Here is a 26,988-nt window from a genome sequence, read left to right on the forward strand (position 1 = left end):
TTGACTCAGAACATTTGCTTGTCGGGGCTAACCAGTCGCCTTCCGCTTTTCCAACCTCGTCGTGTTTCCTTTATCTCAGTCATAGGCCGAAAAAGGAACGTCGACTAAAACCGCCACGTCCTGTGGCGACGTCGACGGACCCACATCCTGTGGGCCTGTACGTCGATGGGCAAGGCGCTTCCACTTTTCTTACTTCTTCCTCTTCAACGTCATGGCGCCAACTGTGAGTGCAAGTGCAATAGTAATAATGACGAAATAAATCCACGATAATGCTGACGCATATCCGAAACCAGTGTCTACCCTAAACATGTTCTTCTGTATATGGTCGATGACAGGATTCAATGAAAAGATAGAATACGTCACAATTGTGTAAATGATGTTTACGAGAATCATAGGTGCTAGACTAGGTAAAGTCAGTTTCCAGAATGATTCCCATGGTGATGCACCATCAATCGCTGCTGCCTCGTATGTCTGGCTGTCCATTTTTTGCAAAGCAGCAAGGAAGATTAAAATCTGCACTCCGGAAAACCAGAGAATGACGATTAAGTTTTTGATCAAATAGAGTAATATTCCATTAATAAAACCATCTGGATTTGCATTTAGCGCTTCGTAAATGGCGTATTGTTCAATGGAAGGAATGGTTGTAACCCCTTGATCAATCAGTTCCTTAATGACCGGTCCGCTTGATATGATAACTGGAAGAAAGAAAATCGTCCGGAACATTCCTCGTAATTTCACTTTCTGGTTTAATAGCAAAGCAATGATTAAGGAGAAAACGATTATGATTGGTACGGATATAACGAGTTCCTTTAAATAAGTTGTTAGTTTATCCACGAAAGCAGCGTCGACACCAAACGCATATTTATAGTTTTCAAACTTAACAAATGTCGTTTGAACCCCGCTTGTCGTAATTTTTACCTTTTGAAAACTTAAATATAAAGAGTAAAACAAAGGAACAGCAGTGAAGATCAAAAATCCGATGATCCAAGGTGAAACAAATAACCATCCAGTCATACTATGTCTAGCTCTAAGTCCCCTTAGTTTCACTGCTCTCCCCCCTTATCCACTACAGAAAAACCTTTGGCACTCACTTCAACTCCGTCTTTCTTGTAGATTGAATTTGTATAGTTGACGACTACCGTCTTGCCATTTGAATAAGTTACTTCAACGATGCCATTTTCCGGGACGTGTCTGCTTTCAATAGTTGCCGATTCTACTTGTCCAAGTACTTCCTGTATTTGTTTATATTGTTTTATAATGTCATCCTTCCAAACGGTAAACTCTGACGTATAGACATTTTTAGAAGGTGTTTTTGCCAGCAAATGTGATGGCTCCTCTGTCAATAGAAAGGAAGGGTACGCTCCGTATTCAATCATGCGTAGCAACTGATCTTCCTGATTGGAATTGAAATTGGTAAACGGCGCGTAATATGGGATAGACCCTTTCAACACAATTTGCATAAATGGCACGGTATCTGTTTCGAACACATAATTCGATGAATTTATCGGGATGTCCAAATACTTTTCCGCATCTGACCATGCATACACATTCGGTTCATAAAGTGCCGTTTTTCCAACATTTTTATTTAAAAATGAAAAGATTTCTTTATATGTTTCCAGAGTTTCCAAACGGGTTTGTTTTTTTGATTTACTAAAATCAGAAAATAACGTAAAACCGCTGGAGTCAACAGCTAGATTTTCCATTCCATAAGACTCATAGTTTTTACTATCCTTTTTCGCAATATCAAGCGCCTTTTTAGGTGATAAATAATACGAAGTGAGATCATTTACTTTATGGGAAATCGTTTCTGAACTAATTTTTTTAGCGACATCCTTACTTCCGGAAAATCCTGATGCCCCTTCATATGCTTTCGTGTAATCAGTGTAGAAATACATTGGGATATTATCATTTTTCAAAGTATCGATGGTCGCTTTAGCATCCTTTTTGCTGCCTAATTTGCTTTCCATTGGAAATTTCCCAGGCAGTGATCCTGTTAAGCCGCCATCTGACCAGCCTTTATACACAACAAACATATCCTCGACGCCATTTTTTCTTAATTCATTTGTAAAATGAGGAATGCGGTCAATTGGGGTCATCGGAATAACAGAATTCCAAAGAAGACCCTTTTTCATTTCCCCGCCTAAAAATTCTAAGCGGACATTTGCTTGATCTTCTTGCTTCGTTAACAAATCGTGATCGGCCAAATAATTCCGATATGATTTTGCCATTCCAACATAATCAGCATCTTTATCACTTAAAAAGATATACTTCAGTTTTACATCCATTTTATTCATTTCTTTTTGATAGACGTTCATGCCAGTACTACTTTTACTTGTTGGTTGAAAATACTCATATCGATAATTAAACTTCGACGATACGCGGTTGAAATCAGTAGATGCTCCTGCAGGATAAGCAACAATATCCCCATATGAAAAACCGTCTTCTACAATCGCAATGAATCCATTTTGCTTAACCCCATGGACTGCACCGAAAATGGGCATTTTGATTTGTTGGACAGGCAGGACATCTTTACTTGCCCTCGTTTTATTTTTTATTCCTTCATCTACTCCATATATAGATCCTACAAATGGAGTTCCGCTTGATTTCACACTCTTGTCATAGCGAATGAGTGCCCCACTCCCATCAGGAATAAACATATAGCCCTGGATGTCGTTTTCATTCACCGAACCTAAAAATGGGTAAATTTGCAACGACACGAGCTTATTGCGCTTATCTTCCTTCAGTTTCTCTTGCGGAATGGAAATGTCTAATTCATTGCCTTTTAGCTGTACATCAAGCTGAAATTTAAGCTTGGATTGAAATAAAAATACGTCTGCACTAAAACCATTATCCGAAAGTTTTACTGTCGGAGTTGAATCATTCGTTAAAATGCTCTCGGTTCTTAGTTTTCCTTGGCGATCGGTGAAATCAACTGTAATCGCAGACTGAACTATTTGTTCCCATGTTTTGTTCAATCTGTAGTTTTCCGGATGATCTATACCTGATCCCCAAGTATAACCTGTTTTTTTATTTTGCAGTTTAATCGCCAATGATTTTTTATTTACAAAAAGGACTAACTCATCACTTTCAGCTGCTTTTGTATATCCTTCGAAAGAGGAGTCTTGCTTGATTTCTTGCTGTTCCGCAGGCTCAGGTTGAGTAAATTGAGCGGAAGAATACCTTATCGTATGATCGCTTAAATCCAGCGTTTCAACAGAATCATCTGATTTAGCGCCAAATGAGTGATTTGCAATGATTAAAACCGGAAATAACATTACAACGACTGCAAACATCCATTTTTTATACACGCAACAAGGCCTCCTTTACGATGGAATAGACAAAGTCATACACTTGATCCATTAAGACGAAAATAATAAACACTACTAATAGTAAAATCGCCATTCCGAATAATGTTACTAAAATATTTCGGATCGTTTCCGAAATGGAATAGTTATGAATCTCTTTAATCATGATAAATAAAATCACTAAACACCAAGCGTAAATAATCCGTAATGAGAACAAATAAACAAAGTATTCATTTCCGCTTAGTATATTGGACAACAATGTTAGTGGAAGAATAAATACTAAGTAAGGCGCTAGTGAATAAATTGTTCCAATGTATATATCTTTAAATCGTCCTTCACCGTCATTTATCGTACTAACCAAATAGTTGACGATGATAAAAGCAAGCAAAGGAACAAAGATAATTGCAAACTCAAATAACACATTTGTTTCATCGCTTCGATAGGAAGAGAAGATGAAACCTGTTTGAAAGCGATGAATTAAATACGCAACAAATAAAAACACGTACAAAATGGTTGCCGATAAGACAGACGCTTTCCCCATCCTCTGTAAATCATAAAAACTATCAATTGGATGCTTGAAGAAACGGAATAAAAAGAGTAGCTCAGATAGAAGTTTTCTCTTTTTGACATTGCCCCAAAAGCGGCGTAAACCACCGAATATATTTTTCTTTTTATCTAAGAATTTGGCAATATAATAGAAAGCGATCAGAACAAACCCAGCGACAAGTATTTTTTCAAGATGCTTCTGCATCCATGCATGACGAACTTCCCAAAATGAATCAGAATATCCCCATACATCTTCAGCCAGTCTAAACTCCGCTAACGCTTCATCATATTGCTGCTGCTTGTAGTACGCTTTTCCCATCGCCGCATGAGCAAGTCCAAAGGAAGAATTTAATGAAAGCACAGACTCCCAATATTTCTGACTTTGAACATACAGACCGTCCTTATAAAGAGCGATGCCTTCATGGACTAGGTTTGAGAAGGCAGTAGGTTCAAAAACCTGTATCATTCCCGTCTCTTTATCAGATACATAAATTCTTCCTAATTGATCGACTGCTATACCACTAGGTTGTTTAAATAACCCCAGACGATTGGTTCCATCGTCTTTCCCACCAAAGAGGAATAAATAGTTCCCGTAACTATCAAATTCAAAGATGTTTCCCGAAGCATTCATAACGAATATATTGCCGTTCGCATCGACTGTGATGTCTACTAGATTCGCATCATCAAGAATGTACGGATGTAACATATTTTGCCCAGCTACATTCAATTTTTTGATGACTTCCGTTTTTGTACCTTGTGTGACCGAATAAATGAGACCTTCTTTATCAATCGCCAAATTGTCTGGTGCGGGCGGTGTTTTCATAAATAAAGAGGCCTTTTGTTTCTCGGAAGCTATTAGATTACGAAGAACTGCCCCGACAGAAACCTCTGTACGATTGACGCCATAATAACCTAGAAATTCACCCTCATGGCTTAGCTGCATCATACCATTCGTCGAACCTTCTCCGATGACATAAATATTGCCCCTTCGGTCGACCGCTACTTTTTGAGGTTTATATGGAGATTTACTTCCGAATAAAGGAGAGTCAGGTTTTCCGTATTCTTTTTCTAACTCACCTTTACTTGAAAAGCGAAAGACCTTTTCCTTTTCATAATCAGCTACATATATATATCCTTGCTCGTCAACAAATACCCCTTTAGGCAGCCCAAGAATTCCTGCTCCAATCTCAGCTACAACGTCCCCTTTGGAATTCGCAACAAGTACCTTTTTCGTTCCTGAGTCAACTACATAGATGGAGCCTTTATCATCTATGAAAATATCTTCTGGATTAACGATATCAACACTAGTAAATAAGCGTCCGAGCGGTTCATACGCTGTTTGTGTCTCTATTAAATCTCCACTTGGTGATACGATCAATGTTTTATATGGCGCTGATGCTGAGGCAACGTTCAGAAAGGGAAAAAGGACGAATATCGCTGCGCATATAAATATTTTGAAAAATTGCTGCATTTGCCTCCCCCTTCCTTACTTGATTCCTGAGTGTGCCATTGTATTCATGACTTGACTTTGTAAAATGATAAAAATGATTAAGTTTGGTAAGAACATGATTAAAGAAGCTGCGGCTGCAATTCCTTGACCAGCCACTGTATTACCCCCTGTAACCTGTGAAGCAAGGGTAGACATATAAAATGAGAACGTCTTTAACCCTTCATCATTCACATAAAGCGTTGAAGTTTCGATATTATTCCAAACCGTCTGGAACGACAAAATCGCCACCGTGGCAATAGCCGGTTTTATAAGCGGGATGATGATGGTTGTATAAATCCTGAAGTCAGATGCCCCATCCATCCTTGCCGCTTCAACTAGTTCATTTGGAATTTGATCAATAAACTGCTTCACTAAAAACAAACCGATTGGCATCGCCAAAAGAGGTAAAATATGAACCCAAAACGAATTAATCAATCCAAGTTTTTCAATTAATAAATACCTTGGGATAGCAACAGCTGCTGGTACGAACATTAATGCAAGTGTATTAATTTCAAAAATCGTCTTCTTCAACAAGAAATTTTTCTTCGATAATGCGTATCCTGCCATTGTGCTAAATAATATCGTTAAAAACACAACAATAATCGTAACGACGATACTATTAAATAAATAGCGTGAGATTGGAATGCCTGATGCATTCGTTTGTGCAAACAAGTCAACAAAGTTTTGGAATGTTGGCTTTTGTACGAAAAAACGAGGCGGGTAGGCAAACAACTCATCAATTGGTTTGAATGCGTGAAAAATAATATAGATGATCGGCAAAGCCATAAAAATCGCCAGTGGTACTAAAAATGTATAAAACTTCAACTGGCTCTTATGAAACTTTGTCGGGTTTATCTTTGTACCTTGAAAGGACGACATGTTGTTTCCTCCTTATTCAATGACGCCTTGACGAAAAACTTAAGAGTTTATTAGTTTGCTTGATATATTTTAGGATTGTTTGATTTCCACTCGAAATAAGAAAAGCGCAAGCGCCTTGCTCATCGACATACCGGCCCACAGGATGTGGGTCCGTCGACGTTGCCATAGGACGTGGCTGTTTTTAGTCGACGTTCCTTTATTGCCTTCGACTGAGATAAAGGAAACACGATGAGTCCGATAGGACGAGTCGATGTTGACTTACCGTAGGGAGAAGAACAAGAAGTTTGCTAGTCGATAGGCGCTGGAGCTGGACAGAAAAAGTCTAAACTCAAAATATAGACTATAAAAAACTTATACTTTCTTAACTTTTAAACATAAAAATCTACTTAATCTTTTTCCCCAAATAACTTCCAAGCAACTTTTGAGAATGCATAAACGACAATCAACAATACGACTGAAATGGCTGCTGCATATCCCATTTCATAACGGATAAATCCATAGTCCTCCAAATGGTTTACCATGAGCTGTCCTGCATATTGTGGTGTTGGGTTTGCGCCGGAAAGGGCAACCCCAATGGCTCCTGCCTGGAAGGTTCCAACAACAGCCATAACTGCCCCGAATAACATTTGCGGTTTCATGGATGGAATCGTAATATAAATGACTTCTTGGAAACGATTTTTAATCCCATCAATATATCCAGCTTCATAAATTTCACTATCAATGTTGAGAACACCAGATAACATCGCCAAGAACCCTACTCCCATACTTCCCCATAAAGTTACGAAAATCATAATCTTCATTAAGAAATGAGGAGATTGCAGCCACTGAATAGGTTCAAAGAGTACTCCCATTGTGATTAAAATACTATTTAAATAACCTGTTTCATCCCCACTAAAAATGATCGTCCACACGACAGCCATTGCGACGCCCGCTGTCATGGATGGGGAATAGATAATTAAAGCTAATATCGTTCTCATCGTTTTCGGCACTTGAGCGAGAGCCCAAGCGAGAATAAATGAAAGGAGATATCCACCAGGTCCAACAATCAACGCAAATGTCAATGTGTTTGGCAAAACAACCTGCATAAACACTTCATCCTGAGTAAGGAGACTGACATAATTGCTCAAGCCAATAAAGGATGGAGCTTCAATGGCGTTAAAATACGTAAACGATAAATAGATTGCCGCGACAACCGGGATAATGATGAACGCGGTGAATAAAATAATATACGGTCCAAGGAAGGCCCAATGTGACCAATCTATTTTCTTTTTAATTTTCATGTTCTTCGCCTGCCCAACTCTTTACTTGTTCAATGGAAGGAATCTGATACGGTTTGACCATCTTTCCATTTTTCATATAGCCAAACTCCTCCATCTTCCGGCTAATTTCACGATTAATCGCGATGACAGAATCATCTACTGCCGATCGTGGATTCTCCCCATCAAAGACAATTCGGTTCCATATATTACTCAATTCCCTTTCCACCATATAAGCACCCGGTGTTCTTGGTACTTCCTGCAAATACTCCCATTGTTTTAAAATGGTTTCTTTATGTTCCTCTGGCCAAGGAAGCTGTTTAAATGCCTCTAAATTAGCAGAGTTCCACATATACTCTGGTCCATATAATGTCTGTAAGGTTGTAGCAAAGTCAACCTGAGTATCTGTCGACATCCACCATTTTAAAAACTCCCATGATTTTTCACGGTCTTTCGTACCTTTAAACATTATCGCTGACTGTCCAGAGCCGGTTGCCCATCTCTCTACGGATCCGTCAGGTTGTTTAACACCTGGGTAGGGAGAAATATCCCACCAACCAGCGATTTCTGGGGCAGCTGCAGTTAATTGAACATATGTTGAAAAATTTGCAATTCCTATTGGCAATGTTGAATAACGGAAATGATTATAGAAATTAGGAACTTGCATTGGCATGCTGTAAATCGTGTTTAACTTAGCCATGAATTCAATCGCTTTTAACGAATCTTCTTCTCCTATAGCTGTCCGCATACCATCTTCCTCATATAAATCCCCATGGAATTGGTAAATAAATGGGGCTGTCGTCTGAAACGATTTGAATCCTCCGGCTCCAGCAATCGGTGTATAGTAATTCATTCCAAATCTTTGCAGCTCAGGCAAGATTTTAATTACATCATCCCACGTATCAGGAACAGGGACATTTAAGGCATTCAAAATATCCTTCCGATAAAATTGCACATAAAAATCCTGTGTTTCCGGTAAGGCATAGACCGAATCATCAACCATAAGCGGTAAAAAAGCTCCAGGTGAGAATTGTTTAATGTAATCTTCAAAATCACTAAATTCATGCAAATCAACAGCCGCTCCACGAATCGATAATTCATAAGGCAACCAGTTGCTTATTCCAATCGCCACATCCGGCTGATTATTTGCAGCACTTGCTAAAATTAATTTCCCTTCATCTGGCATTATCGAAAATTTCACCTTTATTCCCGTCTTTGGTGTGAAATTCTGATCTGCTAGGTTTTGGATAATGTCTACGTATTGACGTTGACGATTCACCCATATTTCAAGCGTTTGATCATCAGCACTTGATGCAGAATAATTACCCGCAGAAAATGATTGTACAAATCGTTTCATCCCATACCAGGAGTTTTTGAACAAGCCAGAAGTCGGAGCAGGTAATTTATTTTCTCCATGTATATAAAAGCGGTCTATTAGTAACGGTTGTTTAGGCAGTTCCAATAATAAGTTTCCGAGTAATTGAGCGACAGATGATGATCCTTCCGTTAATTCTGACAATCTGTTCGGAATTTCATTCGGTTTCTTATTTAACGTCCGCAGCTTTTTAACTGCCATGTTCATGGACACAATATCCTTTGACTGATTTCCTTTGTTTAAGGAAGTAAGATATTTACTTTCTTCTTCAAGTCGATTCGCCCAATCATTTAATTTATCTTCGGCGTCAGGAAAGTACTCGTTAATTTTCCACCCTCTTGAACGGTCATTTTGATTACCCGTTAGTTTCTTTATCGAAAGGGCGAAATTCTGCATTTCCTTGATTACTTCATTTATCGTAAAAATAGATCTCTCTACTGGAGATGCATCCGCTTCTAGAGAAATCTCGTGTTCACCTTTTGTAAAATAGAATAAATAAGGATCCTCTTTTTCATCCTTAAGAGTTGCATTCACCCACTTTTTATTAAATTCAAATGGGATTAATGCCGCTTCGCTAAATGGAATATCTCCATCAATCAAAAGCTTTCTGAAAACAGGACCGCCTGTCTCTTTCTTTTGTAAAACTTTAAATGTAAGATGATAAAACCCATCTTCTGCTATTGAAACGTTCCAATTGACGCGTTGTCCGCTTTCTCGCCAAGAGTCGCCGCCAATTGTGTTTAATAATAAATATTTCGGGTTATTCGGAACAACGGAAGATCCAGTCGTTGCAACGGGGCGAATATAAGAACTATTTTTCGTATATCCTTTTTCCGCTTCTTGGGAAATCAAAGATTGGACTTTTTTATTATTTTTATTGTTTTGTAGATAATCTTTATAAGAGATCAACTCAGAAGGAGAATGTACATATACATTTCCAATTAACATTTCACCGTTTAAGTGTGTAAATGTAATGGTATTCTTACCTTTTTTCAATTGATACTTCAACGGTTCAGATTGGAGGTTACTTGCATCTAGTGCACTTATTTTACTCCATTCTGCAATAGCTTCTTGATTCGGAATAATTTCATTTCCAAAACGATCTGAATCAAATGTATCCTTCACGCTTTTCCATTTAAGCGGGAATACAATTCTTCTACTCTCGTAAAACGGATATTTACCATTAACGAGGATTGAACCCTCTATTGGAACAACCTCTTTACTAATTGGATAATAGTCAAAAGAAATTTCATATAAACCATCTTCTGGAGCTATTACATCAAATGATAATTCTTGATTATGCCAATAGAAGACACGATCCCCATAACCCTTGCTGTCTTCGGCTGACAGCAGTTCATCCTCTTTAACATCTTTAAAATCAGATGGAGAGATGGACGCCTCAAAATTTGAGGCGTTCTCTACTCCAGCTTCTTTCCATTGTTCTAGGACGGTATGATAGCGTTCTTCAACGACATTTTCGACAGTTTGGTCCTTGGATACATCCTTTTCAGCCATTGCCATTCCGTTCGGAATTACTAATAGCCCTATTAAAACCAAACTTATCATTATTTTCGTCTTCATACTATTTACCTCCTAGTAATATGGCTTTATTTTAAAGCCTCTGCTGCTTCCTTACTTTTTTCATTTGCCAATTGATTTAATTGTGTTGCATAGTCTTCAACTTTTAAGTCACCTTTTACAAAGCTATCAATCATTTGTGCAATTGTTGCATTTTCATTTTCTCCAACTTTAACGCCTGTCGGAGCTTCCCATCTAGATTGTGCAAATCCAGGAACTGTTTTTACTGGCTCAAGAATAGCTTCGTTAAGATGGTCATACGCTTTGCGAACACCAGGTACATTTAGTTCTGAGAAGTACTCATCAAGAATTTCTGAATCAGTGTTTACAGGCAATGTGTTAACTGTTTTTCCTTCTTTATCAGCAATTTCCATACGTTTCATAAATCCGTCTTTACCAAATGACATATATTTAGCAAATAAATATGCTTCTTCAGCATGTTTCGTAGATTTAGAGATTCCGAGCAAATCATTTGTAATAACTGTTTTTCCACCAGGGATGCCGATGAAGTCAAAGTCAAAGCTAGCATTTTCAGTTAAGTTTGAAATCGCCCAAGAACCATCCCAATGCATACCGATTCCACCATTTACCCAAACTTGAGTAGGATCTTCACCATTGAAATTCGCTTTTTGATCATCAGTTAAAACTTCATATGCATAGCCGTTTGTCGTAATTTCTTTTGCCAAGTTAACTCCAGCGATGAACTCTTTGCTATCAAGAGCATATTGGCCATCCTTATATGTGTACCAACCCATATCAGGATTTGCCGCACCTGGATACCAATCAGGAATAGAGAACGGATTTGTTAACCCAACTGCACCTTCATTAACATTCGTTACATCTTTTACTGCTTTCGTAAATTCTTCAATGGATGCTCCCATTTCTGGGTAGTCAAGGTTTGCTTTATTGAATAAATCTTTGTTTACAAAATATCCTAAGAAGTGCTGTGCGAATGGTACAGCGACAACTTTGCCATTAAATTCTACAGATTGACGAACAACTTCAGGAACATTTTCAAAATCTGTGTCAGCTGCAGTTAATTCAGATAAATCTAATAGCCAGTCATTAGAAAGTGCTAGCGGTAATTGTGGAATCATAAATACATCCGGCATTTCTCCCGCACTTGCAGCAGTTGATAATGCTTCATTCCAGTCACCTGCTATTTCAAAAACATTGATTTTAATGTTTGGATTTTCAGCTTCGAACTCCTTAATCATTAGGCGCTCTAAATTTTGCTCTTCTTCTGTTCCATTAGCCCAGTTTGCATAAGAAAGCGTCACGTTTTCTTGTTTTTCTGCATTCTTATCAGTCTTGTTTTCCTTCTCTTTTCCAGTTTCTTTCGCGTTCGAGCAAGCAGCTACTGTAAAAACAAGTGCCAACACTGCTAAAATCGAAAACAATTTCTTCATGGTGATCTCTCCTAATGTTAATTTTTAATGAAAATGGCTACTTATAAAATTCATCTATAATCAACCTGAATTTCTACTCATTAATTCGACTTTTAACGGTTCTGCCTCATAATCAAAATTGTGTTCCAGCATTTTAAATAATGTGTTTGCAGCTGTTAGTCCCCATTTTTTTCGAGGGACTTTAATCGTTGTCAAAGATGGGGTGAAAAAATGTGAAATGTAAATATCATCAAATCCAACGACAGCTATATCTTCTGGAACCTTGATTTTACTTTCTTGAATGGCTTTGACCGCACCAATTGCCATTTCATCGTTTGCACAAACGATAGCTGTCGGGTAGTCGCCATTTACTTTTTCTAAATAGTTTTTCATTTCGGTATAACCGCTCATTTCCGTGAAATCAGCTCGAATTAAATCTCTCTCTAAAAAAGTTATACCTTGGTTGGCGATTTCTTTTCTAAATCCTTTTAAGCGCGTTTCCCCGTCATAAGATGCTTGCGATCCAGCGATAAAACCAATACGCCTATGTCCTTTTCCCGTCAAATATTGAACTGCAATTGCGGAGCCTTCTTCATTTGGCAGGAGAACATTTTTTATGTATGGGTTTTCTAGCTCGCGGTCGAGCACTACGCAAGGTAATTTTTCACTTGCCAATGAATCTAGAAGTTCATCCTCCATGTGGTAATTTAATATAATGGCACCATCTACATACCTTTCGACAAGAAGTCTGTGTGTATCTGCCGTGGCGCATACGACGAGTTCATACTTATTCTGCATGACAACATCTTGTATACCTTCTACCATGTCATTAAAGAACGGGCCAGTAAAACCACTTAAAAATAATCCGATAATATTCGTTTTCTGCTCTTTTAAATTTTTGGCGAGACCATTCGGACGGTATCCGATTTCTTTCGCCGCATGAAGTACTTTTTCTTTCGTATCATTTGTAATTAGTGGACTGTTATTTATGGAATAAGATGCCGTCGAAACACTGACTCCAGCGCGTTTCGCTACATCTTTTAAAGTAACCAAATACCCTCCCCCTTTAATTGAAACGTTTCAAATATAACACAAAAATCTATCTTTCGAAACGTTTCTATTTGACAGCAAGAAAAAAGAAGCGCCTTCCTTTTACGGTTGAAACGTTTCGATAACCATTATAAAACGATGTGTTATCGTTTACAACTATAAATTGAATTTTTTTGTGACACTTCTTTTACTATTATAATTGGTTAATTTGCTGATAGATACTGGAATAACCAACCAATTGATCATATGGCAAAGCATGAAAAAGGGAGCTAATCATACTAGCTCCCAACGAACCTCTTATATTGGCATGAAGACTCTTCCTCAAAATCTATTAGATTTAGTGGGAGATGAACACAAAAGGGCCCCAAATAGAGGCCCGGAATTTATTTTGTTACACACCATTTAATAGAGTATGCAATTAACATTATTGTTGTTGGATGGAGCAGAGCTTCCAAAGTATGTGCCGGAGTGAAGCAAAGAACTCGCCCTTTTCCGTAATGATGGTGCCAGCCGGCTATAGAATTCCCGTCCTTGGACTCAGAAAGAAGGAAAACATTTGTATTGTTGACATCGCAGTCTATAAAGTAGTGCTCATCGACGATTTCATATGACACATTCGGATCTGTAACTACGTTTTGATGATCAGCAATGTATGTAATAGTAGACATCTCTGGATGATATTTAAAATAGCCTCTAAGCATGTTTATATATGTTTTCACTTCATAGGATGCCATACCGGAATGCCATGCGAACCATGCTCCACCATTTTCAACATATGCAGAAATAATAGAAGCTTCTTCCTCCCCCATCCAAACAGGAGATTGCGGATCTGTAGGATTGAGTTTATTTAATTTATACAAAATAACTAAATCTGGATTATCTTGTAGACGATTGATTAAATCATTTTCATGAATATATTCTACCATTATGTCCTGATCTAATTTTTTTATCGCAGTGTCTAAAGCTCGGCGGCACATTGCTTCATCATGATAAAAATCACCTAAAGCCGCAAAAATTTTTAATGTCATTCAAGTCCCTCCTTATATTGGCTTAAAACCTTCTTCCTGTAGATAAGTCTCAGCATTAGATTTTGCTCCAAAGCTATCCACTAAATTGAGTCCAGCATAAATATTCCAAAGCATGTCCTCATATTTTAAAATGAGAATCTGCCCTTCCTCATTGCGCCATTCAAATTCAGGTGGATTTATTTCTTCGCTTGATTCTGTTTCTTCAGATAAATAATGAATAGAGTCGGCTATTATTTTTCGCAGTTCCTCTTCAGTAGCTTCCCTAATATTTACAAGACCCTTGTTATCAGATTGATATCCAGGCAAATCACCAACATAGACAAATCCATTTCCATTTGGATGAAGATGATAAACAACAACTGTTTTATCGTACAAACTATCTTCATAATGATAATTCAATCTTTTCATTGAAACTTCCTTCTTTGATAGTTGGGGAAATGATTCTATAATCGCTTGCTTCTCTTCAAAAGTGAGCATTTTTTACTTCCTCTCTTTTTCATGATTTTTTCTATACTCTATTTTATTTACAATTATTTTTTCTAAATACTCGAACGTATGTTCCGTTTGTGTTAAGATAAAAATAGTAATTGCATATGCAGGGCGGGCGGTTGGCCACTTTCCTATAGGAGGTGATGCCAATGACGATTTTCGAATCCATGAGTCTTATGATACAGCTTTGTGTTGGGATGATTACGTTCCTTACATTTATAGTTACGATGGTCGTCATGATTTCTAAAAAGAAATGACCGTCCCCCTAGACCAAAGGATTGGACGGCCATTCTTGTTCTTTCTGAGGTCAACCGCTCTTCTTGCGGTGTGCAATGACTTGACCGGGTGCTGGCACACCTGGTCACCCTCATAATATGCTTTACTATCTCCATTATACATTCGGAATTTCTACAATTCAATGAAAGACATGTGACTTTAGCCATATATCGTATCCAATTCTGAAAATCTATTAATTTTGCTGTTTATATTAATCAGCATTTAATACGGTGACATAATGTTGTATGATATAAGGAGAATAACTTGCCTCATACTTTAAGTTTTTCCTTAAAGCAACATTTTCATAATTGTGCATAGATTAGAAGAATAGAAGGCGTTTGCCTCATATATTATAGGGAGTAAAGTGAAAAATGACAGAGAATGTAATACTTGCATTTGGATTAACACTCTTTGCCGGTTTAGCGACGGGCATCGGAAGCCTGTTCGCCCTTTTTACATCCACGACCAATACAAAATTTTTATCTTTCTCTTTAGGATTTTCAGCTGGGGTTATGATTTATGTATCCATGATCGAAATTTTTGTAAAAGCGAAGGACTCTCTCGTGCTCGCTCTTGGGGTAGAAAAGGGAAATTGGGCAACAGTTGGCGGATTTTTTGGAGGAATGTTATTAATTGCTCTAATTGATCAGTTTGTCCCAAAACAAGGAAACCCACATGAGTTTAAAAAAGTTGAAGAGATGGATAAACAAGGAAGCGGACTTAATGATTATTCACTATTGAAAATGGGAGCATTCACAGCATTAGCCATTGGGATTCATAATTTTCCAGAAGGAATTGCAACTTTTACAGCAGCCCTACAGGACCCCGCACTTGGAGTCGCTATCGCAATTGCAATCGCCATTCATAATATACCTGAGGGAATTGCCGTTGCGGTACCGGTATATTTTGCAACAGGTAGCCGAAAGAAAGCCTTTAAACTATCTTTTCTATCGGGATTGTCCGAACCAATCGGTGCCATTGTGGCGTTCCTAATTTTAATGCCTTTTCTAAACGATGTAATGTTTGGAGTTATTTTTTCTGCTGTGGCCGGCATTATGGTCTTTATCTCTCTTGATGGTTTGTTACCCGCAGCTAAAAAATACGACGAAGCCCATACGTCTATTTTTGGATTGGTTAGCGGCATGGCTGTCATGGCTTTAAGTTTATTGCTAATTATTTAAGAAAGGGGATGAGGTGACCCCCAAAAGTTAGAGTTTTATATTAAGCTGCTAATTGGCTGGTATGAATCCGGTATTCAACTGGGCTCATGCCTGCCAGTTTTTTCTTTATACGTTTATAATTATAATAATTTATGTATTCTTCTATTCTCGTTTTCAATTCCTCATATGAGCACAGAGCTTCCCCGTAATACATTTCTTGTTTCATTAATCCGAAAAAGTTCTCCATAGGTGAATTATCTAAACAGTTTCCTTTTCGAGACATACTTTGAAAGACCTTGTGTTCCTTGAGTGTTTTTACCCACATATTATGTTGGTAGTGCCAACCCTGATCAGAATGTACGGTGGTTCTATACTTTGATTCTTTTACTATCTCTAGAGCTTTCTCTAGTGGTTTAAGGGCTATTTCTAAGGTTGGTCGCATACTTACCCCGTAAGATAGGATTTCACCATTGAACATATCCATAATAGGATTTAGATAAAGTTTTACACCGTCTGAACACTTGAATTCTGTAATATCCGTTGTTAACTTTTGACGACAGACATTTGTGTAAAAACGACGTTTAATACGGTTCTTGGCAATATTTCCAACCGTCCCTTTATAAGAACTATACTTGCGTGATTTTCTTGTAAACTTTGTAGCTTTAAGTCTAAGTTTCTTCATGATGCGCTGTACTTTCTTATGATTTACTTGAGTACCACGTTTTTTTAATTCCAAGTAGATTCGACGATAACCGTAATTGCCATCATGTTCATCAAAAATTAATTGAATACATTCTTCAAGCTCTTGATCTGGGTTTTCCCGTTTCATCACTTTTATATGATAATGGTAGGAAGACTCCGGAATACCCACTCTATGTAAAACATCTTTTAATTGGAAGGTTTCTTTGAGTTCGAATGATAACGCTGCTTGTGCTTTTCGAGATAGCCTTCCGGATCCATCTGAAAAGCTCGCAACTTTTTTAAGTATTCTATTTCTAAACGAAGAAGTTCATTTTCTCTCTCCAATTTTTGTTGATATGTCATTTCTTTTTCATCTGTTCTTTTTTGGCTTTTTCTATTCTTAGCTTTATCAGACATGGGCGGCCGTCCTTTCGGTCTCTCCAGGCCTTCAATTCCCCCCTCCAAAAATGACTTTTTCCATGAGGCTATAATAGGAGGATTTGTTAACCCAAAACGAAGGGCAGCCTCTGTCTCTGAAGAACCTGTTCTTTTCATAAAGCTTAATACATCTAGCTTAAATTGAACAGAATAACTTTCAGAATGCTTCTTCCTCTTTAATCCTATTTCTCCAAACTTCTCATAGATTTTTACCCATCGTTCAACTTGTGCTTTACTCTTAACACCATGCTTCTCAGCAAGAGATCTATGTCCAAGTTTTCCTTCCTGATACTCTTTAACCACCATAAGTTTAAATTCTTCACTGTATTTAGCCAAAAACAAACACCCCAAAAGTCAGATTTCACTCTAACTTTTGGGGTGCAGTACAGGACTACCCCTTTCTTTTTTGCGCTATGATTGTAAAAAAATGGGAGGGTGAGTAAATCATGTACATTGGAATACAAAAAATTGGTCAAATTGGAGTCCCTGTTAAAGACCTAGAAAGAGCACTGTCGTTTTATAAAGAATCTCTTGGGTTACCGTTGCTTTTTAACACAGATACAATGGCTTTCTTCGAATGCGATGGAATACGAGTTATGCTGAGCCTCCCTGAAAATCAAGAATTCGCCCACCCAAGTTCAGTTATTTACTTCCAAGTCGCTCATATCCATGATACATATCCATTGTTGAAGGAAAAAGGGGTTATGTTTATAGATGAACCTCACTTAATTGCTAAAATGGATAATATGGAGACATGGATGGCATTCTTTAAAGATAGTGAAGACAATGTGCATGCGATTATGAGTGAGGTACAGGTTTAAAACCGAAATGATTGGTGGAAGGGCTTTGTGATTTTTCTTTAGGATTGTGATTACAGGACTGATTCGCGACGAAATTAAGCGTTTTTTTGATTTCTTCGCGAATACCACCTCGATTCTCGAGGAAAGTCCAGCTCTTTTCTTTTTCGTCGAGAATAACCGACTAATTCTCGAGCAAAACCCACTTCTTTTCTTTTTCGTAGGGAATACCACACTAATTCTCGAGCAAAGCCCACTTCTTTTCTTTTTCGTCGAGAATACCACACTAATTCTCGAGCAAAACCCACTTCTTTTCTTTTTTGTCGAGAATAACCCACTAATTCTCGAGCAAGGCCCACTTTTTTTCTTTTTCGTCGAGAATAACCCACTAATTCTCGAGCAAAGCCCACTTCTTTTCTTTTTGGTCGAGAATACTACAATAATTATCGTTGAAACTCTTCTTCTTTTCTTTTTCATCGAAAAAACCACTTTAGAACTACTCAATCCAATAAGGAAAATGCTATTCTATTAATCCGGTCCACACCAAGAAAAAACGCCATCACTGTTTACCCGTAATGGCGCAATATCTTATTGATCTAACTCAATGACTGAATCCCAGCCAAGTTGGTTGCACATTTTTTCTAGTCTGCGCATTTCGCGAGTGGCTGAAATTTTAGTGCAGCCTAATTCATTTGCCTTCTTTGCTGCCCAACGTAGTATATATACCATTGCATCTGCTTGAGCTTCTCTTGTTGCAAAGTCTAAAAGAATGAGTTCGTTATCCTTTCTTGCAAAACGTGCGTAGCCCCAATATTCTCCTGCCATTACCCAACCAAAGAATAAGTTTCGGTCCTCAGTTATTCCATTTACTGTTAGTGGCTCTGACAATTGTATAAGCCAATTATTTTCTGAATCCATGCCTGTAGGAGCCTGACTGATTCCCCATTCCATTGATTGCTGTGCTAGAACTTGAAGCTCCTCTTTACTTTGTATTATTTCCCAAGTTTGAATTGTATGAGTAATCTTTTCCGGAGATGGAACGTCAATGGAGATTTTCCAAGTTCTCTCAGAAGGTGGCATGCCTAAACCATTTAATATTTCCGATACTTTTACAGGCTTCAAACCTTTCTCGCGTCCAAGTCGAATTAAGGTTTTTAATGAGCCCGGTGTCCCTTTCGCCGCATCATTCGCATGGAAAACAACGACTGCTCCGTTCTTGAAAAATGGTGTTACGTTTTCGACGATTTGTTGTGATGTCAACCCTGCCCAATCGCCGGAGTCGTCACCTTCAATATCTACGTATCCTAGTTCAGACAAACAATCTAAGTTTTCCTCTCTGAAGCTTAAATACGGAAATCTCATGAATGTCGGACAAGGCTTTCCAGTTGCTTCTTGATATGCCAATTCAACTAACTTTATTTCTTCTAAGAATACATCCTTTGGTATTTCAGCCATTCTTCTATGGTGATAAGAATGCGGAGCAAGCTCATGACCTCTTTCAATGATCATTCTTGCCTTATCAGGATGTCTGTCAATCCATTCACCTGTAAAAAAGAACGTTCCTGCAGCGCCACATTGTTCTAACGCTTCTAACCAATTTTCCAACGGTACATGATGAGGGCCATCATCAAAAGTCAATGCAAAATGCGGGTCATTCGTATTCCCTCTAAAAATTTGACTAACCATCTAAACTACCCCTTTTCTAAAGCTGCTAATTTATGCTTCTATTTCTTTATGATAATCAATTTTATAGGATTCGAACTTTTCGTAAACTTCGTCACCCACTTCAATTCCTAGATGATCCATTGCAAGAAGTACGGAACCATATACCGGCTCGATTTCAGGAATGACTAGCGTAATATCCGCGTTTTCCTTTTCAATCGTTGTTTTTAATGAATCTAATAAATGCGGATCTCTTCCTTTTTGGAAAACAGAGCCTACTAAGACGATTGGAACGTTTTCACCTACAAAGCCGCCTAACCTTTTGATCACTGAATTAGCTGCTATTCCTAGTTCTTTTCCTGTTTCTCTTAAAATTTTAATCGCTACTTCATCGCCTTCATTAGCAGCTTCATGAAGAACGACGGTCAACCTTGCAGTTACTCGATAAATTTCACGATCGAGAAAATCATTTACTAGCTGTTCCATATTTTCAAAACCGAAAAACTCAGGTACTTTTTTCGTTAAAATGGTAGGACCTTCTCGGAATTCCCAAGATCTAACTGCCGCACGAAACGTTTCCTGTGCCATATCGGATCCACCAGCACCATCACCATATAGATAACCCATCCCACCTGTTTGTACCATCATGCCCTCTTTATTTCTACCAGCGGAATTTGTTCCCGTTCCACAAACGAGTACGACACCTGTATTCGTCTTACTTCCAATTCTCAAGCCCTCATACGTGTCACACACTAAATCCCAAGACTTAAACGGCAAAGTTTCAAGCGCAGGTAAAAGAATAGAAAAATCATATGGACGGTCAGCCCCTGCTAGCCCAAATTGCGCAAAAGCAATATCGCTATATTGCAGTCCAGCCATCTCTAATGCCTGATCTATTGAATCTTTTATATTTTTCAACGTACTTTCTATACTGTGACCTTGATGATTACCTCTACCAGATAGTCCTTCACCTAGCTTGTTGCCGTTTTCATCAGTAATCACCGTATATGTTTTCGTTCCTCCCCCATCGACTCCCAATACATATCTCATAATGTATCTATCCCCTTCTATTTTTCTTTATATTAATCGCGAACTTCTACAATCAATTCAATTTCAACTGGTGTATGAAAAGGAAGATCGCTAGTCCCAATAGCTGAACGTGCATGCTTGCCATTCTCACCAAATACTTCTACTAATAAATCAGACGCACCATTCATAACGTATGGTTGATCAGCAAAACCAGGAGTACTATTAACGAATCCTAGTAGTTTTACAATTTTCACGACTCGATCCAAATCTCCTAAATACGCCTTTAAAACTGCTAAACAATTAATAATGGTTTGGCGAGCTGCTTCCTGACCTTGTTCTATCGTTAATTCTTTACCAAGCTTACCAGTGTACATTAATTCCCCATCGATTCGGCAATCCTGCCCGGATGTATAGACTAAGTTTCCCGTTTGATTGCATGGGATGTACGAAAATTTCGGTTCCCCAGGAATCGGCAATGTAATTCCTAACTCTTGTAATCTTTGTTCAATTTTTGACATATATAAATCTCCTTTCATTAATGGTTACAACAACTGCTTGATGGTATGAAAACACCTTCCCTTGCATTCGTATGAATCCCGTTTTGCAAAGTTATTTTTCCATTGACCCAAACATAATGAATCCCATTCGGATAGTTTTTAGGATTTTCATACGTGGCTTCGTCTTGAATGGTGTCAGGATTAAAAACAACAATATCAGCAGCATAGTCAGGAACAAGTAATCCACGTTTACCTAAATTAAAACGCTTTACTGGGAAAGATGTGATTTTCCGTACAGCTTGTTCCAACGATAAAACGCCATCCTCGCGAACATACTTCGCGAAAACTCTTGGAAATGAACCATAAAGACGAGGATGAGGTTTACCTGTATCGCAGTGTAGACTGTCGGATGCAATCAAAGAATTGTCCCACTTTATGACTTGTCTTACATCGTCGTCTGACATAAGAAAATAAACAATTGAAACGTTCCCATTTTCCTCTAACAATAGGTCTAGCATGCAGTCAACTGGATGGACTCCCCTTATCTCGCTTATTTCTGCAATATTTTTTCCTTCTAAACTACGATTCTTTTCAGTTTGAACGGAAGAAATCATGACATTGTTCCAGCCAGTCGAACATACTAAGTTATCCCACTCATCTTGCTCTCTACTTAATTCGTCCTTAATTTTTTCACGGATTGTTTTATCCTTAAAACGGGTTAGCGTTTGTTGGACCCCTCCTTCTAACACCCATGGAGGAAGGACCGTTAACAGCATCGTGGAGCTTGCCGAATATGGATACACATCACATGTGACATCAAGTCCTCTTTCCCTTGCGTCGGTAATGAGTTCCATCGCGTCTTGCACTAATCCCCAATTCCTTTTTCCTGCCGCCTTCAAGTGGCTGACATGCAACGGTACTCCCGCTTTTTCAGCAATCCAAATTACTTCTTTAATAGAAGGAATTAAGTTGTTTCCTTCTCCTCTTATATGAGTGGAAAAAAGACCGTTATACTTTGGAAGAACAGAACATAATTCCGCGATTTCTTCTTTGGACGAATAACTTCCAGGCGCATATAAAAGTCCGATTGACAAGCCAATTGCCCCAGCCTTTAACCCTTCTTCAAGCAAGACTTTCATCCGCTCGATTTCTTCTTTTGTTGCGGCCCTTTTGGCAAAGCCCATTACCAATATCCTTAATGTTCCATGGGCAACATACGTAGTAATATTTTCTGCCGGCCGCGCCTTTCGAATCACAGCGACATATTCCTCAACCGTATTCCAAGACCACTCGTTTCGGGACGAGCCGATGACAGGTTGAACATATTCCTTAAGCAGATGCCTATATTCTCCGAAAAAAGGAGCGGGAGACAGTCCACAATTTCCAACAACCTCAGTCGTTACACCTTGCTGCAGCTTAATTTCGCTATTTGGATAATTTAAAATCATCAAATCCGAATGGCAATGCCCGTCTATGAAACCAGGAGAGATGACTTGTCTTTTGGCATCTACTATTTGACGGGATTCTTGGTCGACGGACCCAACCTTTACAATCATTCCATCCTTAATTCCAACATCACCATAAAACCAAGGGTTACCAGTTCCATCCACTATTTTTCCGTTCTTAATGATACAATCGAGCATCGTCTCACACACCTTTAGGAAAGTTTTCCGCGAGCATAGACGATTTTTTCTTCGAATTGATCGTCATGCTTTAGGAAAACCTTGTCATGCAAATTGACAGTACTACAAATATGATTCGGAATGACACGGACAATATCACCGACTTTAAACGGATCTTCTTTGTTGATTTTGACCATTCCATGCTCCTCTGATAATCGTTCGAGTATGGCATGAGGAGCTTCAACAATATGCCCAAATCCTTTTAAAAATAGTGGATCACTATTTGGACCAACATCTGTTGCAAACGTCTTACTTCCTCCATCGATGATCATTAAATCTTCAGAAGGACGGCTTATAACTGTTGCCTGAATATAGGCTGCACATTCGTCAAGTGAACATGAGCCTAATGCTGCCTGCATTCGATCGTAGAAAACATACGTGCCTGGCCTTACTTCTGTAATCCCTTTCACCATTGCGGCATATGGAGCAGTCGGAGTAGACCCCACGCTTATATCCCGCACCTGGATTCTTTCCTTACGCATACGCTCTGCAAGGTCAACCATTAATTGCCCCTCTTCAACACCCGCCTTTTCTAGCTCAAGCGTTGGTTTGCCATTCATAAAAAATCCACGATACGTGTAAATTCCTTGGAACTCTATATTGTCCATATTTTGCAACTCTGCAGCGAGTTTAATCGCATCATCATATAAGACACCCGTTCTTCTAAAACCGATATCCACTTCCAACCTTACTTGAATGGAAATTTGATGCCGTTTTGCCACTTCGGATATTTTAGTAGCCCCTTCAAGACTATCAACACCAATAATGAGATTAATAGACTTGCTCAACTCGGCAACCCTTTCAATTTTTGCCTCAGTGACAATCGGATACGCAATAAAAATATCATTTATGCCATGCTCGGCCATAACCTCAGCTTCCCCGACCTTTGCCACTGTAATCCCTTTAGCCCCTGTAGCGATTTGCTTCTTAGCAATATCGGGAATTTTATGCGTCTTTGTATGCGGTCGAAGCGTTACACCATGCTTCTTTGCAATTTCAGCCAACTTCTTAATATTTTTTTTCATCTTTTCTTCATCAATAATTAAACTTGGAGTATCGAGCATATGGATCCTCCCTATCATCAATTTGTGAAAGCCCTTAAATTTGTTATAACATATTTATTTTAGCATATGAATTGAAAAATTTTCGAATAATATTAAAAGAAAATCAAAAAAAGAATGCTATCAAAAAATGACAGCATTTTGTAATAAACTAAACTAACATTTATCCTTTAACAGATCCTGCAACCATACCTTTCATGATTTGCTCTTGAAAGATAAGATAAATAATAATTGTTGGTATAACTGCAACCGCCATTGCTGCCATTGTTAAGCTATAGTCAGTTCCAAATCCATCAGAAAATATAGTAAGAGCCAATGGTAAAGTTTTCAGAGCCTGATCGTTAATAAAGACTAATGCAAAAGCAAATTCATTCCAATAACGGAGGAAAGCCAATATTGCAACTGTAGCCATAGCTGGAACCGATAATGGTAATATTATTCTGAAGAATGTGCCCCAATATCCTGTTCCATCAATTAAGGCTGCTTCCTCAATCTCCTTTGGAAGTGAAGTCATATAAGCTGCAATAATAAATATTGCTAGGGGCAATTCAAAAGCCGTATACGGTAGAATTAGTGCCCAATAAGTATCAAGAATTCCAATTTTATTCATCATGATAAAAAGTGGAACCAATGTACTGTGAATCGGAATTAGCATACCAAGAACAAAGAAAGCCATTAATGGACCCTTAAGACGAAAATTAAATCTAGAAAGTACAAATGCAGTTAGTGCACCTAAAAATATTGTTAGAATCAAAGCTGCAAACGTTACAATGGTTGAATTAATCATAGCCTTTCCTAATCCAGCCAACTCCCAGGCTCTTGTTATATTTTCTAACACCCAGTGGGTAGGGAACGAATACGGATTAGAAAAGAAATCTTGATTTGTTTTGAATGCACTTATAAATAACCAGTACAAGGGATACAGCATCGCAAAGGCGAATACCAACAGAATTAAATTAGCAAGTCCTATTTTAATTAGATTTATAACACCCTTTTTATCAGTAGATAAATTCGAGTTAGCAGTAGTTTGTATATTTGTGTTCATTTGGCACCTCCTTGCGTAAATCTAGTCTTTTCGTTTCATAGCAGCTTGGCTTGCCAAAATTAACAGCAAACTTATGATAATTATCATGGTTGAAATGGCGGAACCATAACCATATCGGTACACATTAAAAGTATTATTGTACATATATGTGGCAAGGAGTTCCGTTGTTTGAGCTGGGCCCCCTCCAGTCATTACGAAAACTTGATCAAAAGCTTTCAAACTTCCAGATATACATAAAACAATAACTACTTTTATCGTATTCCATATCATAGGTAGGGTAACGTAAAATAATTTTTTATGAGCAACAGCTCCATCCAGTTTTGCTGCATCGTTGATTTCGGATGGTATATTCTGTAATGAAGCAATAAAGATGATAAGGTATGGCCCAATAAAGTTCCAAATAATTGGAACAGAAACTGCATACATATTTACTTTTGGATCGGAGAGCCAGGCTCTTGTCCAAGACTCGAGCCCTATTTTCTCCAATACAAAATTAACTACACCAAATTGTGGATGATACATATAGCCCCATATTAAACCTACTACTACTGTCGATAGCACCATAGGCATAAAAACAGCAGAACGGACAAAGCGGTGAACAAAAGAATTTTTATAAAGTATTAAGGCTAGAACTAATGCAATCGGTACTTGTCCAAAAACCGATGCAGCAATAATAATAAAATTATTTTTTAATGCTCTCCAAAAGATAGGATCTTGAGCAACCTCGATATAGTTAGCTAGACCAAGATACTTCGCACTTCCCATACCTCTCCATTCAAAAAAACCATAGTATGCTGACCAAAAGATAGGAAGTATTACAAAAGTCGTATAAATTAGCAGTGATGGTATCAATGCTATTAATAAAAATCCTTTTAAACGTTTTGTTGTAGCTATGGTCAATTCCTCCTCTCTGCAATTATGAAGAGAACTAATAATCAAGTTTCTTATTCAGCAACTGCTTTAGATTGGGCATCTTGAAGTTTTTTTGCAACATCCTCAGGCTTTCCACCCAACATCAATTCTTGTAATCCTTGATTAATAGCGTCTCCACCAGCGGAGGATAAATAAAGATCGTAAACAGGTGCAAAATTAACGTTTTTAACTAATTCAAATGCTTTATAATACAAATCGGATACTTTTGATTTATCAATATCAACATCATACATAACTAATGATTCACTTTCAGCGATTGCCTTCTGCCCTTCCGGACCAGCAATTGCAAAAATTAATTCTTTAGCTAAATCTCGTTGTTTACCCTCTACTTTACTACTCATTGCAAATCCAGCACCAGGTCCACCTGTCATTGTATTTGGCTTCCCTTTACCACCTTCAATAGAAGGAACAACAGTAACCTCAATTTTTTCCAATTCCTCTTTTGAAACAGAAGAAGCTAAATTAGTAATTGCCCAAGAGCCGTTGATCATCATAGCAGCGTTACCTTGTACAAAATATTGTTCAGCTTGCGTATTGTCTATACTATTTGCACCATCTTGAAACGCTTTTTCATCAACTAGTTGTTTAAAATAACCTAAAGCTTCAATAAATTCAGAATCTGTGAAACTAGCTCCATCGTTATTAATCGCTTTTAAAAACCAATCTGTTCCTGTTACATGATCAGCGATTACACCAAAAACAGATGACTGGGCTGGCCACGCTGCTTTATTACCCAACGAAATAGGAGTAATTCCATTTTCATTAAACACTTTTACTGCAGTCATAAGTTCGTCCCATGTCGTAGGAACCTTTACATCATACTTTTCGAATAATTCACTATTATAATAGAGGAAAGATGTTGCTGACATTGCTACCGGAGCAGAGTATATTTCACCATCATAAGTAAATATTTCTTTTGATCCCGGTAAAAACTTCTCAGCCCATTCCTGCTTTTCTTCCCAAAGGTCAGTAATAGGTTGAATTAAACCGCCGTCATAAAACTCCTCAGTGAAACTTCCTGAATAAGAGAAAAATACATCGGGCATTTCGTTAGCTGCAGCAACCGTTTTCAATCTTTGCCTAAAACCATCAACTGGTATTGCTTGTTTATCTAGTTCCACTTCTGGATGATCTTTCTCAAACTTATCAATCTGAGCACGTACTGCTTTTGCACGTAAATCATCACCGGCAAAGTTATGCCATACTGAAAGTTTTATCTTTTCATTACCTTTGTCTTTGCTATTCCCAGCTTTCTTATCCCCACTACAAGCAGCGAGAATTGAAAAAACAAGTATAAATACTAAACCAAATATTAGATTTTTTCTCAAAGTTAATCCCCCTTAA

Annotated in this window: 23 protein-coding genes; 3 read left to right on the plus strand and 20 right to left on the minus strand. The window is 38.1% G+C overall.

The window, feature by feature from the left end:
- Positions 1-189: 189 nt before the first annotated feature.
- The 10 genes from KHA97_RS13570 to KHA97_RS13615 form a co-directional block, all read right to left on the minus strand.
- Positions 190-1,047, minus strand: coding sequence for a carbohydrate ABC transporter permease (locus KHA97_RS13570; RefSeq protein WP_213125251.1), 858 nt, complete (start codon positions 1,045-1,047; stop codon positions 190-192).
- Positions 1,044-3,308 (minus strand): DUF5696 domain-containing protein, encoded by a 2,265-nt coding sequence (locus KHA97_RS13575; protein ID WP_213125252.1) that lies wholly within the window; start codon positions 3,306-3,308, stop codon positions 1,044-1,046. Before KHA97_RS13575 ends, KHA97_RS13570 begins: the two co-directional genes overlap by 4 nt.
- Positions 3,301-5,322, minus strand: coding sequence for a YIP1 family protein (locus KHA97_RS13580; protein WP_213125253.1), 2,022 nt, complete (start codon positions 5,320-5,322; stop codon positions 3,301-3,303). Before KHA97_RS13580 ends, KHA97_RS13575 begins: the two co-directional genes overlap by 8 nt.
- A 15-nt stretch (positions 5,323-5,337) precedes the next feature.
- Positions 5,338-6,219 carry a carbohydrate ABC transporter permease gene (locus tag KHA97_RS13585; protein WP_213125254.1) on the minus strand — a complete coding sequence of 294 codons (882 nt, stop codon included), beginning with the start codon at positions 6,217-6,219 and terminating at the stop codon, positions 5,338-5,340.
- A gap of 386 nt (positions 6,220-6,605) precedes the next feature.
- On the minus strand, positions 6,606-7,499 hold the full coding sequence (locus KHA97_RS13590; RefSeq protein WP_213125255.1) for a carbohydrate ABC transporter permease: 894 nt from the start codon (positions 7,497-7,499) through the stop codon (positions 6,606-6,608).
- Entirely contained in the window at positions 7,489-10,431 is a 2,943-nt protein-coding gene (locus KHA97_RS13595) for an extracellular solute-binding protein (RefSeq protein ID WP_233713474.1), read from the minus strand. Before KHA97_RS13595 ends, KHA97_RS13590 begins: the two co-directional genes overlap by 11 nt.
- Positions 10,432-10,457: 26 nt before the next feature.
- Positions 10,458-11,837, minus strand: coding sequence for an ABC transporter substrate-binding protein (locus tag KHA97_RS13600; RefSeq protein WP_213125256.1), 1,380 nt, complete (start codon positions 11,835-11,837; stop codon positions 10,458-10,460).
- A gap of 60 nt (positions 11,838-11,897) precedes the next feature.
- Positions 11,898-12,869, minus strand: a complete 972-nt coding sequence (locus KHA97_RS13605) for a LacI family DNA-binding transcriptional regulator (RefSeq protein ID WP_213125257.1) — start codon at positions 12,867-12,869, stop codon at positions 11,898-11,900.
- Between the two features lie 380 nt (positions 12,870-13,249).
- Positions 13,250-13,894, minus strand: coding sequence for a ThuA domain-containing protein (locus KHA97_RS13610; protein WP_213125258.1), 645 nt, complete (start codon positions 13,892-13,894; stop codon positions 13,250-13,252).
- A gap of 12 nt (positions 13,895-13,906) precedes the next feature.
- Positions 13,907-14,371 (minus strand): hypothetical protein, encoded by a 465-nt coding sequence (locus tag KHA97_RS13615; RefSeq protein ID WP_213125259.1) that lies wholly within the window; start codon positions 14,369-14,371, stop codon positions 13,907-13,909.
- A gap of 161 nt (positions 14,372-14,532) precedes the next feature.
- Between KHA97_RS13615 and KHA97_RS24460 the strand changes: the two genes are divergently transcribed.
- Positions 14,533-14,640, plus strand: coding sequence for a putative holin-like toxin (locus tag KHA97_RS24460; protein WP_325167455.1), 108 nt, complete (start codon positions 14,533-14,535; stop codon positions 14,638-14,640).
- A gap of 390 nt (positions 14,641-15,030) precedes the next feature.
- On the plus strand, positions 15,031-15,840 hold the full coding sequence (gene zupT / locus KHA97_RS13620; protein WP_213125260.1) for a zinc transporter ZupT: 810 nt from the start codon (positions 15,031-15,033) through the stop codon (positions 15,838-15,840).
- Positions 15,841-15,880: 40 nt separating this feature from the next.
- Here the strand turns inward: zupT and KHA97_RS13625 are convergent, their stop codons facing one another.
- Both KHA97_RS13625 and KHA97_RS13630 read right to left on the minus strand, forming a co-directional pair.
- Positions 15,881-16,807 (minus strand): IS3 family transposase, encoded by a 927-nt coding sequence (locus KHA97_RS13625; protein WP_213124256.1) that lies wholly within the window; start codon positions 16,805-16,807, stop codon positions 15,881-15,883.
- Positions 16,708-17,274: a helix-turn-helix domain-containing protein gene (locus KHA97_RS13630; protein ID WP_213122867.1), complete on the minus strand. Its 567-nt coding sequence runs from the start codon at positions 17,272-17,274 to the stop codon at positions 16,708-16,710. Before KHA97_RS13630 ends, KHA97_RS13625 begins: the two co-directional genes overlap by 100 nt.
- Positions 17,275-17,384: 110 nt before the next feature.
- On the opposite strand from KHA97_RS13630, the gene KHA97_RS13635 reads away from it, so the two are divergent.
- Positions 17,385-17,759 carry a VOC family protein gene (locus tag KHA97_RS13635; protein WP_213125261.1) on the plus strand — a complete coding sequence of 125 codons (375 nt, stop codon included), beginning with the start codon at positions 17,385-17,387 and terminating at the stop codon, positions 17,757-17,759.
- 564 nt (positions 17,760-18,323) lie between these two features.
- Here KHA97_RS13635 and KHA97_RS13640 read toward each other — a convergent pair.
- The 8 genes from KHA97_RS13640 to KHA97_RS13675 all read right to left on the minus strand — a co-directional run bounded on the left by KHA97_RS13640 (position 18,324) and on the right by KHA97_RS13675 (position 26,972).
- Positions 18,324-19,421, minus strand: a complete 1,098-nt coding sequence (locus KHA97_RS13640; protein ID WP_213125262.1) for a polysaccharide deacetylase family protein — start codon at positions 19,419-19,421, stop codon at positions 18,324-18,326.
- A gap of 30 nt (positions 19,422-19,451) precedes the next feature.
- Complete coding sequence (locus KHA97_RS13645; protein WP_213125263.1) at positions 19,452-20,447, minus strand: N-acetylglucosamine kinase; 996 nt, start codon at positions 20,445-20,447, stop codon at positions 19,452-19,454.
- A 32-nt stretch (positions 20,448-20,479) separates the two neighbouring features.
- Entirely contained in the window at positions 20,480-20,944 is a 465-nt protein-coding gene (locus KHA97_RS13650) for a RidA family protein (RefSeq protein ID WP_213125264.1), read from the minus strand.
- 17 nt (positions 20,945-20,961) lie between these two features.
- On the minus strand, positions 20,962-22,566 hold the full coding sequence (locus tag KHA97_RS13655; RefSeq protein ID WP_213125265.1) for an N-acyl-D-amino-acid deacylase family protein: 1,605 nt from the start codon (positions 22,564-22,566) through the stop codon (positions 20,962-20,964).
- Positions 22,567-22,580: 14 nt separating this feature from the next.
- A complete protein-coding gene (locus KHA97_RS13660; protein ID WP_213125266.1) occupies positions 22,581-23,669 on the minus strand; it encodes an alanine racemase in 1,089 nt (362 codons plus the stop codon).
- A gap of 160 nt (positions 23,670-23,829) precedes the next feature.
- Positions 23,830-24,711 carry a carbohydrate ABC transporter permease gene (locus tag KHA97_RS13665; protein WP_213125267.1) on the minus strand — a complete coding sequence of 294 codons (882 nt, stop codon included), beginning with the start codon at positions 24,709-24,711 and terminating at the stop codon, positions 23,830-23,832.
- 21 nt (positions 24,712-24,732) lie between these two features.
- The gene (locus tag KHA97_RS13670) at positions 24,733-25,605 is read right to left on the minus strand and encodes a carbohydrate ABC transporter permease (protein ID WP_213125783.1); all 873 of its coding nucleotides are present in this window, start codon (positions 25,603-25,605) and stop codon (positions 24,733-24,735) included.
- A 50-nt stretch (positions 25,606-25,655) separates the two neighbouring features.
- A complete protein-coding gene (locus tag KHA97_RS13675) occupies positions 25,656-26,972 on the minus strand; it encodes an extracellular solute-binding protein (RefSeq protein WP_213125268.1) in 1,317 nt (438 codons plus the stop codon).
- Positions 26,973-26,988 lie beyond the last annotated feature (16 nt).

The sequence above is a fragment of the Lederbergia citri genome, from assembly GCF_018343625.1.
Lineage (GTDB): Bacteria > Bacillota > Bacilli > Bacillales > Bacillaceae_C > Lederbergia > Lederbergia citri.

What these genes read in the sequence shown, in the direction of transcription:
- KHA97_RS13580 (WP_213125253.1), bottom strand. Translation starts at nt 5,322, where the DNA reads ATGCAGCAATTTTTCAAAATATTTATATGCGCAGCGATATTCGTCCTT.
- KHA97_RS13585 (WP_213125254.1), bottom strand. Translation starts at nt 6,219, where the DNA reads ATGTCGTCCTTTCAAGGTACAAAGATAAACCCGACAAAGTTTCATAAG.
- KHA97_RS13590 (WP_213125255.1), bottom strand. Translation starts at nt 7,499, where the DNA reads ATGAAAATTAAAAAGAAAATAGATTGGTCACATTGGGCCTTCCTTGGA.
- KHA97_RS13595 (WP_233713474.1), bottom strand. Translation starts at nt 10,431, where the DNA reads ATGAAGACGAAAATAATGATAAGTTTGGTTTTAATAGGGCTATTAGTA.
- KHA97_RS13600 (WP_213125256.1), bottom strand. Translation starts at nt 11,837, where the DNA reads ATGAAGAAATTGTTTTCGATTTTAGCAGTGTTGGCACTTGTTTTTACA.
- KHA97_RS13610 (WP_213125258.1), bottom strand. Translation starts at nt 13,894, where the DNA reads ATGACATTAAAAATTTTTGCGGCTTTAGGTGATTTTTATCATGATGAA.
- KHA97_RS13615 (WP_213125259.1), bottom strand. Translation starts at nt 14,371, where the DNA reads ATGCTCACTTTTGAAGAGAAGCAAGCGATTATAGAATCATTTCCCCAA.
- KHA97_RS24460 (WP_325167455.1), top strand. Translation starts at nt 14,533, where the DNA reads ATGACGATTTTCGAATCCATGAGTCTTATGATACAGCTTTGTGTTGGG.
- zupT (WP_213125260.1), top strand. Translation starts at nt 15,031, where the DNA reads ATGACAGAGAATGTAATACTTGCATTTGGATTAACACTCTTTGCCGGT.
- KHA97_RS13635 (WP_213125261.1), top strand. Translation starts at nt 17,385, where the DNA reads ATGTACATTGGAATACAAAAAATTGGTCAAATTGGAGTCCCTGTTAAA.
- KHA97_RS13640 (WP_213125262.1), bottom strand. Translation starts at nt 19,421, where the DNA reads ATGGTTAGTCAAATTTTTAGAGGGAATACGAATGACCCGCATTTTGCA.
- KHA97_RS13645 (WP_213125263.1), bottom strand. Translation starts at nt 20,447, where the DNA reads ATGAGATATGTATTGGGAGTCGATGGGGGAGGAACGAAAACATATACG.
- KHA97_RS13650 (WP_213125264.1), bottom strand. Translation starts at nt 20,944, where the DNA reads ATGTCAAAAATTGAACAAAGATTACAAGAGTTAGGAATTACATTGCCG.
- KHA97_RS13655 (WP_213125265.1), bottom strand. Translation starts at nt 22,566, where the DNA reads ATGCTCGATTGTATCATTAAGAACGGAAAAATAGTGGATGGAACTGGT.
- KHA97_RS13660 (WP_213125266.1), bottom strand. Translation starts at nt 23,669, where the DNA reads ATGCTCGATACTCCAAGTTTAATTATTGATGAAGAAAAGATGAAAAAA.
- KHA97_RS13665 (WP_213125267.1), bottom strand. Translation starts at nt 24,711, where the DNA reads ATGAACACAAATATACAAACTACTGCTAACTCGAATTTATCTACTGAT.